Here is a 14,119-nt window from a genome sequence, read left to right as displayed (position 1 = left end):
TCGGGGGAATTTCGGGACAAATCGGCACCTAAGGGCGTAAATTCCCCGATGGCACCACCAATTTTCCTTGAAAAAGCGCCGATTGCGCGGTGATCTTGTGGTCTAGGGTCACCTGCCATCCGGCAACAGGCCCTTCGGTTTCAACATCACAGGACCGCTATGCCCACAGCAGCAAAACTCGTCGCCGCACTTTGGTTTGCCCTTTTGGGGTGGTTCGCGGCCGAAATCTCAAAGGCGCATTTGCCCGAAGGGACCCAATTCGGTTGGTACAGCTATATAACCGGCGTGATCGGTTTTTCCGTCGGGTGGATTTTTCTGGGCAAACGCGCGGGCGATACCATGCGGGCCGCCTATGGTTATGGTTTTACCGCCACGATCCTGTTGCTGTTTTGGGCGCTGTTCTATTTTTCCGGCGAGGAGATGATGCACCGCGCATGGGCCACCCGTTACAAAGGTCCGATGCAGGCGCTTACGGGGATGGTTGATCTGTTCAAAAACTATGCGCTTACGGTTGTCCGCTTTGATGTCGCCGCGACGCTGTTGATTGGCGGCTTGTTTGGCGGATGGCTGACCGAACAGACAGCGCGGCGGTGGTCATGACATTGGATCCGTTCGAGACGCTGGGCGATGTCTATTCCACCGACGAGGTTGCCTATGTGCGGGCGGTTTTGCACGCGCACCCCGACCTGTCGGCGCAGGTCATCCGCGCGGCCGCCGTGGAACTGGTCGCACACCTGACCCAAGGGCGCAGCGTGGAGGCGGTGACGCCCCATCTGGATCAAATCCTGACCCGGGCGTGGTCGCGGACCCGTGCGCAACAGACCCCCCGCAATCTGGATGCGGGCCGCCAAAGCAAGACGCGTGAGGCGATCACCGAAGTGCGCCGTGTCCTGCCCTATCTCAACTATTTCGCCCTTGAGGACAGCCATTACCGCCATGCGCGGTTTGACGGCACGCAATCGGCGCAGATCCAGCGCTGTGTGTTTCATATGGCCGATGCGGCGACGGTTTTGCCCTATGATCCGGTGCGCGACCGTGTGCTGTTGATCGAACAGGTCCGCTTTGGCCCGTTCGGGCGTGGCGATGCCTATCCGTGGGTCTATGAACCTGTCGCGGGGCGCATTGATGCGGGCGAGGGGCCGGAGGCCACCGCGCGGCGCGAAGCCGTCGAGGAGGCGCGCGTGGTTTTGGGCGCGTTGCACAAGGCCGCCGAATACTACGTCAGCCCCGGGGCTGCGACCGAGTTTATTGTGTCCTATGTGGGCTTTGCCGATCTCCCCGACGATGTGACGGGGACGGCGGGTCTGGCGGGGGAACATGAGGACATCCGGTCGCATCTGGTATCGTTTGACGACCTGATGGCGATGTGTGACGCGCATCAACTGGATACGGGACCGCTGTATCTCACGGCGCTTTGGTTGGCGCGACACCGCGACAGGCTGCGGGCGACGCTGTAGTGCCGACCACGGGGCTTGCCTGACGCAGGGCCTCACGTCTCTTTGGGTTGCATCCACAGCCAGATCAACGCCGCGCCGGCAAGCGTCAGGAACGGGATCATGGCGAGGTTGACCGCGGTCCATCCGTCTTGCGCCGAGCCGCCCGAGCAATTCATCAACCCGCCCGAGGCCAGTGACGCCACGGTCACGCCGCCGAACACCAACAGGTCGTTGATGCCCTGAATGCGCCCGCGCTCCGAGGGTTCATGGGCGGAGGCAAGCATGGCGGTGGCGCCGATAAAGCCAAAATTCCATCCGATCCCGAGCAAGACAAGAGCGACAAAGAAATTTTCAAGTGTGACGCCCGCCATGCCGACGATCCCCGCCATGCCGAGGATCACCAGACCGGTTGCCATGATCCGTTGCACCCCGAACCGTGCGATGAGCGATCCGGTGAAAAACGACGGAACAAACATCGCCAGAACATGTGCGGATACGATGTCGGCAGCCGTGTTTTGTTCAAACCCGCACCCGACAACGGCCAGAGGTGTTGAGGTCATCACGAGGTTCATCAGCGCGTAGGACACCATCGCCACGATGATCGCCACCGCCACGCGCGGGGTGCGCAACAGTTGCAGGGTGGAACGGCCAAGGGCTTCGCCGTGTTTGGCCACGGGGGGTTTAGGGATGGAGAGAAACAAAAACAGGCCGGAGCCGATAACGTTGATCGCGATCACCGCCAGATAGGAACCAAGGAATGGCACAACCATCGCCTGTGACGTTGCTTTGACAAGTTGCGGCCCGATGATGGCCGAGGCCAGACCACCCGCCATCACCCATGAAATGGCCTTCGGTTTGAACGCATCCTCGGCGGTGTCGGTGGCGGCAAAGCGAAAGAACCCCTGGCTCGACTGATACAGGCCCGTGAACAACCCGCCCAAAACGAACAGCCAGAAGTTTTGTTGTAACAAGGCGATAGCGCCGATTGACGCGCCAACAGCACCCGCCGAGGTGCCGACCCAGAAGCCCACGCGGCGCCCGTAGTTCTGCATCACCCACGACAGTGGCGTGGCCGACATCATCGAGCCGAGCACAATGGCGGAAATCGGCAGGGTGGCAAAGCACAGGTTGGAGGCGAGCGATTGCCCCGCAAGGCCCGCGATGATGAAAATCATCGACATTTGCGCCCCGAGGAATGCCTGAGCGGCGACAAGGATATAGACATTGCGGCGGGCAACGGCGGGCGAAACGGTGGGGTGTGCGTGGGTCATAAGGCAGCGTCCAAATAATGTATCCGACTGCTTTAACGATCCGGAATGCGCTTGGAAAGAGACAGCACGTCACGCCCCCCTCCGACATTTTTGCGCAGGGCAGGCCGCGATTGTTGCCGCCGGCTCAGGCCCGGTCGATCAGATGGATAAACGACCCGCTCACCGCCCCTTGCACCAACCCTTGCGGGCCAAGATCCGTGCCTTCGGCGTCGGTGGCGGTCAAAAGCGGAGTGCCTTCGGCCTTGAGCGTGGTGGCGTAGTGGAACTCGTGGGCCATCCACGCGCCGGTGAAAGGACCGTGGGCGAGCGTCGCGTGGCGGTAGCCCAGATGTAGTTTGCGGGTGGCGAACGAGGTTTCGAGGTTGAGCAGCCCCGCCATGCGGTGACGCACCCCGTCGCGATCGGTCAACCCATCGCCCAGAACCATATAGCCGCCGCATTCGCCATAGACGCTGCGCCGCGCTGCTGCTTCGCGCAGCGATTGTAAAAAGCGGTGATTGGCGGCCAAGGTGCCTGCGTGCAATTCGGGGTAGCCACCGGGCAGGTAGATGAGGTCACTCGGTGGGGCGGGCTGATCGGCCAGTGGCGAAAACAATTTTATTTCAGCGCCTTGTGCGCGCCAATCGGCCAAAAGGTGGGGATAGGCAAAGGCAAAGGCGGCGTCTTGTGCCACGGCGATGGTTTGGGCGGGCGGCACGGTGCGCGGGCCGGTGTTGCGGCTGTGAAACGGCGCGGCGCGGGCCAGAATGGCCTCAACATCGAGGGCCGCCTCGACCGCATCCGCCGCACGGTCCAAAAACGCGTCCAGATCGGGCCGCTCGCCCGCCTGAACCAGACCGAGGTGGCGGGAGGGGGTTGCGAGTGTTGCGTCGCGGGGCAGGGTGCCGAGCACGGGGAGGCCGAGCGGTGTCAGGGCGCGGGTCAACATCGCCTCATGGCGCAGGCTGCCCACCTTGTTGAGGATCACCCCCGCAATGCGCACATGCGGATCATGGGCGACAAATCCCGCAACCACGGCGGCGATGGATTGCGCCATGTGGGAGGCATCGACCACAAGGATCACGGGCAGGTCGAACAGTTTGGCCAGATCGGCACAGGCCCCTTTGCCGTCACGGTCGGGATCGGTGGTATGCGGTGCGCCGTCGAACAGGCCCATCGCGCCTTCAATGATGAGCAACTCCTCGGACCCGTGTGCCCCGGATCCATGCGCAAGTGCTGCAAGGCGATCCGTGCCCATCGCCCACGCGTCAAGGTTCACACAGGGCGCACCACTGGCGGCCTCATGGAACCGCGGGTCGATATAATCGGGACCGGATTTGGCGGAGCGCACCGCAACGCCGCGTCGGTTGAGCGCGCGCAACAGGCCAAGGGTGACAGTGGTTTTGCCCGAGCCCGATGCAGGGGCCGCGATCAAAAATCCACGCGCCATACTAGCGTTCTTCGGCGGGTTTTCCGCGCCCCAGAGGATCGAGGTTGCGAGGGGCTTCGCCGCGCATTAACGCTTGCCAGTCAAGGACTTGACGCATCAAGACATTGCGCCCGACACAGATGATCGCGGGCGGTTCCATCCGCGTTGCGGCGATGTCGTCGAGCATGGTGCCAAGGGTGGTTTCGAGAACCTTTTGCTCGGGTGTGGTGGCCTGCGACACGATGGCCACGGGTTCGTCCTCGCTGCGCTGTCCCGCGCCAAGCAAGCCGCTGCGGATCGCGGGGGCGTGTTTCATCCCCATGTAGATGACCAACACGCCCGAGGCGCGCGATAGCGCCTCCCAATCAAGGCTGTCAGGGGTCTCGCCGCGTTGATCGTGGCCCGTCACAAAGGTCACGGACTGGTTCACATCGCGGTGGGTGACGGGGATGCCCGCATAGGCCAAGCCGCCGATCCCTGCCGAAATACCGGGGATAATGCGCACGGGAACCCCGTGTTGAATGAGGGTCTGGGCCTCTTCGCCGCCGCGCCCGAACACAAACGGATCGCCGCCCTTGAGGCGCAGCACCCGTTTGCCCGCACGGGCCAGATCGACCAGACGCAGGGAAATATCGACCTGTTTGGCCGAGGGCTTGCCGCCGCGTTTGCCCGCGTAGATTTTCTCGACATCCGCCCGCGCCCACTCAAGGATCACAGGCGCCACGAGCGCGTCATAGACAATCACATCGGCCTGACGCAGCGCGTGAACGGCGTGCAGGGTCAACAGCCCGGGATCCCCCGGACCGGCACCACACAGCCACACCCATCCGGGCAGTAATTCAGGCCAGTCACCAGACGGCAGGGTCAATGTCGATTCGCTCATTGTGTCTTTATGGCGTGAGGGTCGCGACGTGGAAAGTGGCGGCGGTGCGGTTGTGGTAAAAACAGCGTGGTCATTTGCGCAAACCGCACGATATAGTCGCGCAATGATGCAAAACGCGCCTGATGACCCGAAACCGTTGCGCCGTGGGTGGACCACGGGTGCCTGTGCCACCGCGGCGACGCGGGCGGCTCTGCATGCGCTATGGGGGGCGGGTTTTCCCGACACGGTGCGCATCACCCTGCCCAAAGGCGAGCGGCCCCGATTTGCGCTGTCGTATACCGCACGCGGTGACGGGTGGGCCGAGGTGGGTATCATTAAGGACGCAGGCGACGATCCCGATGTGACGCATGGCGCAGAGATTCGCGCCCGTGTCGCGGTCTCCACGGGCGGCGTGACGTTCAAAGCCGGCGCGGGCGTGGGTACGGTGACCAAGGCGGGTCTGCCGATCGGGGTGGGTGAGCCCGCAATCAACCCCGTGCCGCGCGAGATGATGACACGCGAGGTCATGGATATGGCGGCGCGATTTGGTCAGGCGCCGGATGTCGAGATTACGATCTCCATCCCGAACGGTGACAAGATTGCCGCGAAAACGTGGAACCCGCGCCTCGGGATCAAGGGCGGTTTGAGCGTGCTTGGCACCACCGGTGTTGTGCGCCCGTTTTCGTGTGCGGCGTGGATTGCGTCGATCCACCGCGGTGTCGATGTCGCCCGCGCCGAGGGGCTGACCCATGTGGCGGGCTGTACGGGAGCGACATCGGAGCGGGTGGTTCAGGCGCATCACGGGCTAAGCGCGGGGGCGATGCTCGATATGGGCGATTTCGCGGGCGGGATGCTCAAATACCTCGTCAAACACCCCGTGGCCCGCGTCACCATCGGCGGCGGCATCGGCAAACTGGCGAAACTGGCGCAGGGCGAGATTGATCTGCACTCAAAACGCTCGCAAGTGGACATGGCGCTTTGGGCGGCGCGTCTGGGAGATCCGGATCTGGCGCAGGCCAATACCGCGCTCGAGATTTACGAGGCCAAAGGGGCGGACTTCGCCAATCTCGTGGCGCAACATGCGCTTGCGGCCATCGAGGCACGGTTCGGCGGCCATGGCATGGCCTTTGACATTGTGGTGATCGACCGCAAGGGGGCAATTATCGGAACATCAGGCACAGGCACGGCACAGACATGATCCTTTTACTGGCAGGCACGACAGAGGCGCGAAATCTGGCGGGGTATCTGGCCGCACACGATGTGGCGTGCGTGGCCTCGCTTGCGGGGGTGACGCGCGATCCCGTTGCCTATCCTGTCGAGACCCGCGTGGGCGGATTTGGCGGCGCGGACGGGTTTTGCGCCTATCTCGACGCTGCGGGGATCACGGCCGTCATTGACGCCACGCACCCCTTTGCCACCCGCATCACCGAACGCACCGCGCGGATATGTGCGGCGCGCGGCGTGCCGTATCTGCGCTATGAACGCCCGATGTGGCTGTCGCGTCAGGGCGACACATGGCACGAGGCCGCGGACGTGGCGGATCTGGCGCGTGTCATCCCGCGCGGCAAACGGATCTTTCTGGCCACAGGGCGTCAAAGCGTGGGCGACATGACGCATCTCGAGCATAGTGCCATCTGGGCGCGGGTGATTGATGCACCGGACGCGCCGTTTCCACTGCCCCGTGGCGACTGGATCGTTGGCCGCCCGCCGTTTTCGCAAGCGGACGAACAGGTGCTGTTTACGGACCTCAAGCCCGACTGGCTTGTGGTCAAAAACGCCGGAGGGGCGGCGGGTCGTGCGAAACTGGACGCGGCGCGGGCCTGTGGGATGTCGGTGGCGATGATTGCCCGCCCCAAAGGCCCCGACGGGATCACGCGGCGCGAACAGCTTCTGGATGCGCTCGAATGGGCGCTGACCCTATGAGGGCGCTATGAGGGCGGGTGCGTGAGGATCATCGAGACAGAGGCCTGTGTCGCCGAAGGGGCGGCATATCTGGCAGCAGTTGAGCCGCGGTTTGCCTCTGCCTTGAGCAAGACAGGGCCGCTGCCGTTGCGACGCCGCGCCGACGGGTTCGAGCAGCTGTTGTCCGCGATTGTCAGCCAACAAATCTCCGTGGCCGCCGCAAATGGCATCTGGAAACGGCTCAAAGCGGCCAAACTCACGGGGCCGCGCAAAATCATGTGGGCCAGTGACGATGATCTACGCGCCTGCGGCCTGTCACGTCAAAAGATCGGCTATGCCAAGGCGCTCGCCGCGGCACGTATTGATTTCAAACGGTTGCGCGATGCGCCCACCGATGAGGTCATCGCCACCCTGACCCGGGTGTCGGGCATCGGGACCTGGACAGGGGAGATTTACGCGATGTTCTCGCTTGGCCATGCCGATGTCTTTGCCCCGGGTGATCTGGCGTTGCAGGAAAGTGCGCGAATGCTGTTTGATCTGCCCGAGCGCCCCAAAGAGCGGGCCATGCGCGAGATGGCCGCCGCGTGGTCGCCGTGGAGAGCGGTTGCAGCGCGGCTTTTGTGGGCCTACTACCATGTCGAGAAAACACGCGAGGGAATACGGTAATGGCAAATCTAGACAGCAAAACACGCGACAGCCAGTCGGGACGGGTGTCCAATGTGGTGGTGTTCCTGCACGGCTATGGCGCGGACGGGAACGATCTTTTGGGTCTGGCCGATCCACTGGCCGAGCACCTTCCCGATACCGTGTTTCTGGCCCCCGATGCGCCCGAACGATGCACAGGAAATCCAATGGGGTTCCAATGGTTTCCGATCCCGTGGATTGACGGCTCATCGGAGGAAGAAAGCCGTGACGGGATGCTGCGTGCGGTCGATGAACTGAACGATTACCTCGATAATATTCTGGTTGATTATGACCTTGAGCCTGACCAGATGGCGCTTGTCGGTTTTAGTCAGGGCACGATGATGGCACTGCATGTGGCCCCGCGCCGCGAGGATGCGGTGGCGGCGGTTGTGGGCTTTTCGGGGCGCCTTTTGGAGCCCGAGTTGCTTGTCGATGACGCGCGCGTGACCTTTCCGGTGCTCTTGGTGCATGGTGACGAGGACGATGTGGTACCACCACAATCGCTGCCCGAGGCCGCCCAGGCGCTGCAATCGGCAGGGTTCGAAGAGGTGTTTGCCCATATTGATCGTGGCACGGCGCATGGAATCGCACCCGAGGGTCTGTCGGTGGCTTTGGCGTTTTTGCGCAGCAAATTGGGCTACGAATAACGCGGTTCAGGCGGTTTTTTGCTTGGGTTTGCGGCGTTGCGGCATAAAAAGGTCCAATTTTAACCGAAATCGAAAGATCGCCTTGACGCTGCACTGCGGAGTGCTACCGTTCGATCACATCAAACGGAGGATACCCGATGGAATTTATCACACTGACCGCTCTCGCACTCGCTGCACTGGCCGCTGTGTCCTATATCCTTCCGGTGCGTGAAGAGCGGGCTGCGATCCGGATCCGCACAGACGACCGCCGCCGCTAAGTCGACGGATCAAAGGCGAACTCATTGAAAGAGCGCATCCTTCGGGTGCGCTTTTGTCGTTTCAGGGCCATGTGTTCTGGCAGTTTTCGGGAGATCACGCCGAACAGGACGCGCCACCCAGGACACAGAATTTCGCACAATGCGGATGGTTGAGCGCCACATCGCGCGTCGCCCCGTCCAGTGTCGCGCCAAGATCAAAGGCGCGGTCATAGGGCAGGAGCGTACAGGCGACCACGGACGGGGCTTCGCCCTTGCGCTTGACCACCATGCGGCTCGACGCGCACATCACGCTTTGTGGTGATTTATCCAGAATCCCCCAACAGGCGGTGGTGATTTCCGGCACCTCGACGCTTTCGTCCATTTCCGGAAAAATAACAGTCATGGCGGGGTCTTGCGCGTCTATGTTGTAGTTGTTTGTCGCGTAAAGGGCGGCAAATCCCGCCCGTGTTTGCGCGTCGGTTTCATGCCAGAGCGACCGCGCGGCAACGGCCATGCGCAGGCCATGATCGCGCAGCCAGTCCATGCCCGCGATCGTGCGTTTGAAACTGCCCGTGCCGCGCATCGCGTCATGGGCGGCCTCGGACCAGTGATCGAGCGACACCCGTAGCGTGAGCTTGTCGCCATAGTCGGCCTGAAGGGCGCGTAAATCCTCGCGCACCGTGGGGCGCATCATCGGCAACATGGCATTGGTGAGAATCAAAACCTCGTAGCCCCGCGTCAATGCGGCCCGCGCCATTGCGCACATCTCGGGGTTCATGAACGGCTCGCCACCGGTAAAGGCGATTTCGCGCACCGACCACGACAGGCCGTCCAATTCATCCAGATAGGCGTTGACCTCGTCGGTGGTGATATAGACGAGCGCGTCATTGGTGGGGGAGCTGTCGATATAGCAATTCACACAGGTAATGTTGCACAGCGTGCCGGTGTTGAACCAGATCGTTTGCGGATCGCTAAAGGCCACACGGGCGCGGGCGCTGCCATCGGCGGTCACATCGGCGTGTTGGAATTTTCCGATGTTGGCAGTGACGGGGGCTGCGGGATCTGTAGCTGTCTCGTTCATCGGTGCCTCATGCGTTTCGCCAGACGGTAAAATCCGGACCGTAAAAGATCGGGCGGATGATGGAAAGCCGGCACCGCGTGTCCCACGACAACGTGAAAACAGGTTTATTTGATCTCAAGGGTGTGAGAGGGTGCGCGGGAGCTAGACTTTGGTCTGTCACGAGGGTAAACGGCTGTCGTTAGCGCTAACTCATCCGCTTTGCGGCGGTTCGGGCGCATTAGACATACAACGCATAAGCGGACGGACGCGGCACATCGCGCCCCGCAAATGGGAGACGAACGATGGTTTCACGTGTCATTCCGGTTGATGATTTCGACCTCGTGATTTTTGGCGGCACGGGCGACCTTGCGCGGCGCAAAATCCTTCCTGGCCTGTACCGCCGCTTTTGTTCGGGGCAGATGCCCGAAGAGGCGCGTATCATTGGTGCGGCCCGTTCGGATATGGACAGCGACGCCTACCGCGACATGATCCGTGACGCGATCAGGGAATTCGCCAAAAAGAACGATTGCGATGACGATAAGATCGGCGCGTTTTTGCAGCGCCTGCACTATGTCACCATCGACGCAAAGGGGAAGGGCGGTTGGAGCGAACTGCGCGACCTGATGCGCGACGGCGTGGTCAAGGCGTTCTATTTCTCCGTGGCTCCGAGCCTGTTCGGTGATTTGGCCAAGCGTCTGCACGATTTCAAAATCGCCGATGACGAGAGCCGCATTGTGGTCGAAAAACCCTTTGGCCGCGATCTTGCCAGTGCCAAGGCCCTCAACGCTGTTCTGGCCGAGCATTTCGACGAGACACAGATTTACCGCATCGACCACTATCTGGGCAAAGAGACGGTTCAAAACCTGATGGCCGTGCGGTTCGGCAATATCCTGTTCGAGCCACTTTGGAATTCGCAATACGTCGACCACATCCAGATCACCGTGGCCGAAACCGTTGGCGTCGGTGGGCGTGGCGAATATTACGACAAATCGGGTGCAATGCGCGATATGGTGCAAAACCACCTGATGCAGCTTCTGTGCCTGATCGCGATGGAACCGCCCTCACGGTTCGAACCGGATTCCGTGCGTGACGAAAAGCTCAAAGTTATCCGCGCTCTGGACGATATCGACCACCACCATATTGTGCGCGGCCAGTATGACGCCAAAGACGATGAGCCGAGCTACCGTGATGATGCGGGCGACCCGCGCTCACGCACCGAAAGCTATATCGCGCTGCGCTGTCTCATTTCCAACTGGCGGTGGGCCGGCACGCCGTTTTACCTGCGCACCGGTAAAAAGCTAAAGGCCCGTACCTCCGAGATCGCCGTGGTGTTCAAAGATGCGCCGCACTCGATTTTCGGCGAGGACGCAGGGCGCCATGCCAACGTGCTCACCATTCGCTTGCAGCCCAATGAGGGCATGACCCTCAAGGTGACGATCAAGGAGCCGGGTCCGGGCGGGATGCGTTTGATTGATGTGCCGCTTGATATGAGCTTTGCCGATGCTTTGGGCGAAGAGGCCGACGACATTCCGGACGCCTACGAGCGGCTGATCATGGACGTGATCCGTGGCAACCAGACGCTGTTTATGCGCGGCGACGAGGTCGAGGCGGCATGGGCATGGACCGATCCGTTGATCAATGGTTGGGAGGCGCGTAACGATGTGCCAAAACTTTATGATGCCTATTCCAACGGACCCGAAGATGCGGCCATGATGCTGCATCGCGAGGGACGCCGGTGGCGGGAGATCAAGGAATGAACATCGTAGAATACCCTGACCGCGAGGCGCTACTGCTTGATCTTGCGGATAAAATCGCCGGTGAGCTGCGCGCCGCCCTTGAGGTGAACGACCGCGCGTCGCTGTGTGTTCCGGGCGGGACAACGCCGGGTCCGGTGTTTGACACGCTGTCGGGGGTGTCGCTTGACTGGGACCGTGTGGACGTGTTGCTCAATGACGAACGTTGGGTGCCTGAAACCTCCGAGCGCTCCAACACCACCTTGCTCAAACAGCGCCTGTTGGTGGGCGAGGCCGCCCGGGCCACGCTTGTCCCGCTTTACGCCGATACACCAACACCCGAGGAGGGGTTGGACGGGTTGATGGCCGCCGTCGAGGCGACATTGCCGCTCGATGTTTTGCTGTTGGGCATGGGCGCGGATATGCACACCGCAAGCCTGTTTCCCGAGGCCGATCAGTTGGAATTGGGTCTGTCCGCCGATGCGCCAACGCTTTTGGCGATGCGGGCGCCGAATGCGCCGGAACCGCGGATTACCCTGTCCGCCAAGGCGTTGAAATCCGCGATGTCGACCCATATCCTGATTACGGGCGATGAAAAACGCGCCGCGTTGGAACGTGCCGCAACCTTGTCGCCGATGGAGGCACCCGTGTCGGTGTTTTTGTCCCAAGCCACCGTGCATTGGGCGCCGTGACGCGCAGATCTCTGCGCGACATCGCACCAATTACACCGCTGAAGACCGAATACCGACCTGCGTAGAAATAACTTCGGGTTGTTTGGCCCCTAGTAACACTTTTATCGTAAGTCACCTACCACAACCTTGATGAACGTTAGGACCGCTATATGCCCGTTGATTTTTCCGCTTTGAAAGCCCTCCATACTTCGGTTGGATCGCGTCAAATGCTTGATCTGTTCGATGCGGACAAAACGCGCGCCACGTCCTTTTCGGCCTCGGTCGACGGGCTGTTGTTCGATTATGCCAAAACCAACATCGACGCACCGGTGCGTGAGGCGCTTCTTGCGCTGCTTGATCAGGCGGGTGTGGCCGAAAAACGTGATGCGATGTTCGCGGGTGAAAAGATCAACGACACCGAAGGCCGCGCCGTGTTGCACACCGCGCTTCGCAACCTTGACGGTGGTCCGGTGGTTGTCGACGGCAAAGATGTGATGCCCGAAGTGCGCAACACTCTGGCGCGTATGGATGATTTTGCCGACCGCGTACGGCGCGGCGACATTTCATCCGTGTCGGGATCGCCCTTTGAAAACATCGTGAATATCGGCATTGGCGGGTCCGACCTTGGCCCTGTGATGGCCTATGAGGCGCTTAAACCCTATGTCGATGGCCCGAACTGTCACTTTGTCTCCAACGTCGATGGCGCCCATATCCATGACATTCTGGCCCGTGTGAACCCGCAGACCACGCTGATTGTTGTCGCCTCCAAAACCTTTACGACAATCGAGACGATGACCAACGCGCAAACCGCGCGTGACTGGCTTGTCGCGCATATCGGCGAGGAAGGTATTTCCAAACATTTCGCCGCCCTGTCCACCGCCAAGGACAAAACCGCCGCCTTTGGCATTGATCCCGATCTGGTGTTCGGGTTCGAGGACTGGGTGGGCGGTCGCTATTCGCTTTGGGGGCCGATTGGCCTGTCCTTGATGATTGCCATCGGGCCACAGCGGTTTGCCGAATTCCTGCGTGGCGCGCAGGCGATGGACGTGCATTTTTGCACCGCAGCACCCAAAGACAACCTGCCGATGCTGCTCGCTCTTGTGGGGGTGTGGCACAACCAGATCTGTGGCCATGCGACCCGCGCGGTCTTGCCCTATGAGCAACGCCTCGTGCGTCTGCCCGCCTATTTCCAACAGTTGGAAATGGAAAGCAACGGCAAGCGCGTCTCGATGGATGGCGAAGAGTTGCCCTATCATAGCGGCCCCGTTGTCTGGGGCGAGCCGGGGACAAATGGCCAACACGCCTTTTACCAGTTGATCCACCAAGGCACGCGGGTGATCCCGTGCGAATTTATGGTCGGAAAATTCGGTCACGAGACCCATCTGGACCACCAACACGAATTGCTCGTCTCGAACTGTCTGGCCCAATCCGAGGCGCTGATGCGGGGCCGCTCGATGGACGAGGCGCGTGCGTTGATGGCCGCCAAAGGGTTCGAGGGCGCCGAACTGGACCGTCAGGCGGCCCACCGTGTTTTCCCCGGAAACCGCCCCTCGACCACCTTGGCCTATGAATTGCTGACGCCGTTCGTGTTGGGTCAGATCATCGCACTTTATGAGCACCGCGTGTTTGTCGAGGGGGTGATCCTCGGGATCAACTCGTTCGACCAATGGGGCGTGGAGCTTGGCAAAGAGTTGGCGCTTGCGTTGCAGCCTGTTTTGTCAGGCAACAAAAGCGGCTCGGACAAGGATGGCTCAACCCATCACCTGATCGAGTTCCTCAAAGTGTAACCCCAAGAGATTGCACTGAATTCAGGGCAGGGGCGATGTGCCTCTGCCCTTTTTTGTGCGCAGGTATCGAGGGAACCGGCTACCCGAACAGGCTGCCGAATTTCATGGCGGTTTTGGCATCCCCTGCGATCTTGAGCTTGCCGAACATCACCGCTTTCATCGGGTGCAACGTCCCGTGCAGGATTTTGGTAAAGGTCTCTTGCGAGGCAATCACCGCCGCGTCCGCCCGTTCATCGGAAATCTGCGCGTCGTGGCCAAGGATGTAGATATTGCCAATATCCGTGACCCGCATCGACACGGATTTTTCAAATCCGACCGCCTTGAGGCGCTCCAAAAGTTCGGTTCGGGCCATATCTAGAAATGGATCGCTCATCGTGGTCTCTCTCCCGTTTGTCGCGCCCACTTTGGCCCGCCATTTCGTC

At 61.1% G+C, this 14,119-nt stretch carries 14 protein-coding genes; 9 read left to right on the top strand and 5 right to left on the bottom strand.

What is annotated here, in order from left to right; translation table 11 throughout:
- Positions 1 to 159: 159 nt before the first annotated feature.
- Entirely contained in the window at positions 160 to 600 is a 441-nt protein-coding gene (locus ACN0Q0_RS07840; protein WP_417242828.1) for a TrgA family protein, read from the top strand.
- The gene (locus ACN0Q0_RS07835; protein ID WP_417242827.1) at positions 564 to 1,457 is read left to right on the top strand and encodes an NUDIX domain-containing protein; all 894 of its coding nucleotides are present in this window, start codon (positions 564 to 566) and stop codon (positions 1,455 to 1,457) included. Before ACN0Q0_RS07840 ends, ACN0Q0_RS07835 begins: the two co-directional genes overlap by 37 nt.
- Before the next feature lie 32 nt (positions 1,458 to 1,489).
- On the opposite strand, the gene ACN0Q0_RS07830 is transcribed toward ACN0Q0_RS07835, so the two are convergent.
- The 3 genes from ACN0Q0_RS07830 to cobA all read right to left on the bottom strand — a co-directional run bounded on the left by ACN0Q0_RS07830 (position 1,490) and on the right by cobA (position 4,998).
- Entirely contained in the window at positions 1,490 to 2,707 is a 1,218-nt protein-coding gene (locus ACN0Q0_RS07830; protein WP_417242826.1) for an MFS transporter, read from the bottom strand.
- 124 nt (positions 2,708 to 2,831) lie between these two features.
- Positions 2,832 to 4,136: a cobyrinate a,c-diamide synthase gene (locus ACN0Q0_RS07825; RefSeq protein WP_417242825.1), complete on the bottom strand. Its 1,305-nt coding sequence runs from the start codon at positions 4,134 to 4,136 to the stop codon at positions 2,832 to 2,834.
- 1 nt (position 4,137) lies between these two features.
- Positions 4,138 to 4,998: a uroporphyrinogen-III C-methyltransferase gene (gene cobA, locus ACN0Q0_RS07820; RefSeq protein WP_417242824.1), complete on the bottom strand. Its 861-nt coding sequence runs from the start codon at positions 4,996 to 4,998 to the stop codon at positions 4,138 to 4,140.
- 106 nt (positions 4,999 to 5,104) lie between these two features.
- On the opposite strand from cobA, the gene ACN0Q0_RS07815 reads away from it, so the two are divergent.
- The 4 genes from ACN0Q0_RS07815 to ACN0Q0_RS07800 are packed head-to-tail and all read left to right on the top strand — an operon-like array spanning position 5,105 to position 8,210.
- The gene (locus tag ACN0Q0_RS07815; protein WP_417242872.1) at positions 5,105 to 6,175 is read left to right on the top strand and encodes a cobalt-precorrin-5B (C(1))-methyltransferase; all 1,071 of its coding nucleotides are present in this window, start codon (positions 5,105 to 5,107) and stop codon (positions 6,173 to 6,175) included.
- A complete protein-coding gene (locus tag ACN0Q0_RS07810) occupies positions 6,172 to 6,900 on the top strand; it encodes a cobalt-precorrin-6A reductase (RefSeq protein ID WP_417242823.1) in 729 nt (242 codons plus the stop codon). The genes ACN0Q0_RS07815 and ACN0Q0_RS07810 overlap by 4 nt, the downstream gene beginning before the upstream one ends.
- A 21-nt stretch (positions 6,901 to 6,921) precedes the next feature.
- Positions 6,922 to 7,545 carry a DNA-3-methyladenine glycosylase family protein gene (locus ACN0Q0_RS07805; protein ID WP_417242822.1) on the top strand — a complete coding sequence of 208 codons (624 nt, stop codon included), beginning with the start codon at positions 6,922 to 6,924 and terminating at the stop codon, positions 7,543 to 7,545.
- The gene (locus tag ACN0Q0_RS07800; RefSeq protein ID WP_417242821.1) at positions 7,545 to 8,210 is read left to right on the top strand and encodes an alpha/beta hydrolase; all 666 of its coding nucleotides are present in this window, start codon (positions 7,545 to 7,547) and stop codon (positions 8,208 to 8,210) included. Before ACN0Q0_RS07805 ends, ACN0Q0_RS07800 begins: the two co-directional genes overlap by 1 nt.
- 351 nt (positions 8,211 to 8,561) lie before the next feature.
- On the opposite strand, the gene ACN0Q0_RS07795 is transcribed toward ACN0Q0_RS07800, so the two are convergent.
- Positions 8,562 to 9,527 carry a radical SAM protein gene (locus ACN0Q0_RS07795; RefSeq protein ID WP_417242820.1) on the bottom strand — a complete coding sequence of 322 codons (966 nt, stop codon included), beginning with the start codon at positions 9,525 to 9,527 and terminating at the stop codon, positions 8,562 to 8,564.
- Positions 9,528 to 9,808: 281 nt separating this feature from the next.
- Between ACN0Q0_RS07795 and zwf the strand changes: the two genes are divergently transcribed.
- From zwf to pgi, 3 genes are all read left to right on the top strand, one after another.
- On the top strand, positions 9,809 to 11,263 hold the full coding sequence (zwf, locus tag ACN0Q0_RS07790; protein ID WP_417242819.1) for a glucose-6-phosphate dehydrogenase: 1,455 nt from the start codon (positions 9,809 to 9,811) through the stop codon (positions 11,261 to 11,263).
- On the top strand, positions 11,260 to 11,931 hold the full coding sequence (gene pgl, locus ACN0Q0_RS07785; RefSeq protein WP_417242818.1) for a 6-phosphogluconolactonase: 672 nt from the start codon (positions 11,260 to 11,262) through the stop codon (positions 11,929 to 11,931). Before zwf ends, pgl begins: the two co-directional genes overlap by 4 nt.
- Positions 11,932 to 12,080: 149 nt before the next feature.
- On the top strand, positions 12,081 to 13,697 hold the full coding sequence (gene pgi / locus ACN0Q0_RS07780; protein WP_417242817.1) for a glucose-6-phosphate isomerase: 1,617 nt from the start codon (positions 12,081 to 12,083) through the stop codon (positions 13,695 to 13,697).
- 79 nt (positions 13,698 to 13,776) lie between these two features.
- Here the strand turns inward: pgi and ACN0Q0_RS07775 are convergent, their stop codons facing one another.
- Complete coding sequence (locus tag ACN0Q0_RS07775) at positions 13,777 to 14,070, bottom strand: SCP2 sterol-binding domain-containing protein (protein ID WP_417242816.1); 294 nt, start codon at positions 14,068 to 14,070, stop codon at positions 13,777 to 13,779.
- Positions 14,071 to 14,119: the final 49 nt, after the last annotated feature.

The sequence above is a fragment of the Celeribacter sp. genome (assembly GCF_048259695.1).
In the GTDB taxonomy this organism is placed as follows: domain Bacteria; phylum Pseudomonadota; class Alphaproteobacteria; order Rhodobacterales; family Rhodobacteraceae; genus Celeribacter.
The sequence above is the reverse complement of the archived record's forward strand: the minus strand, read 5'-3'. Positions and strand labels throughout refer to the sequence as shown.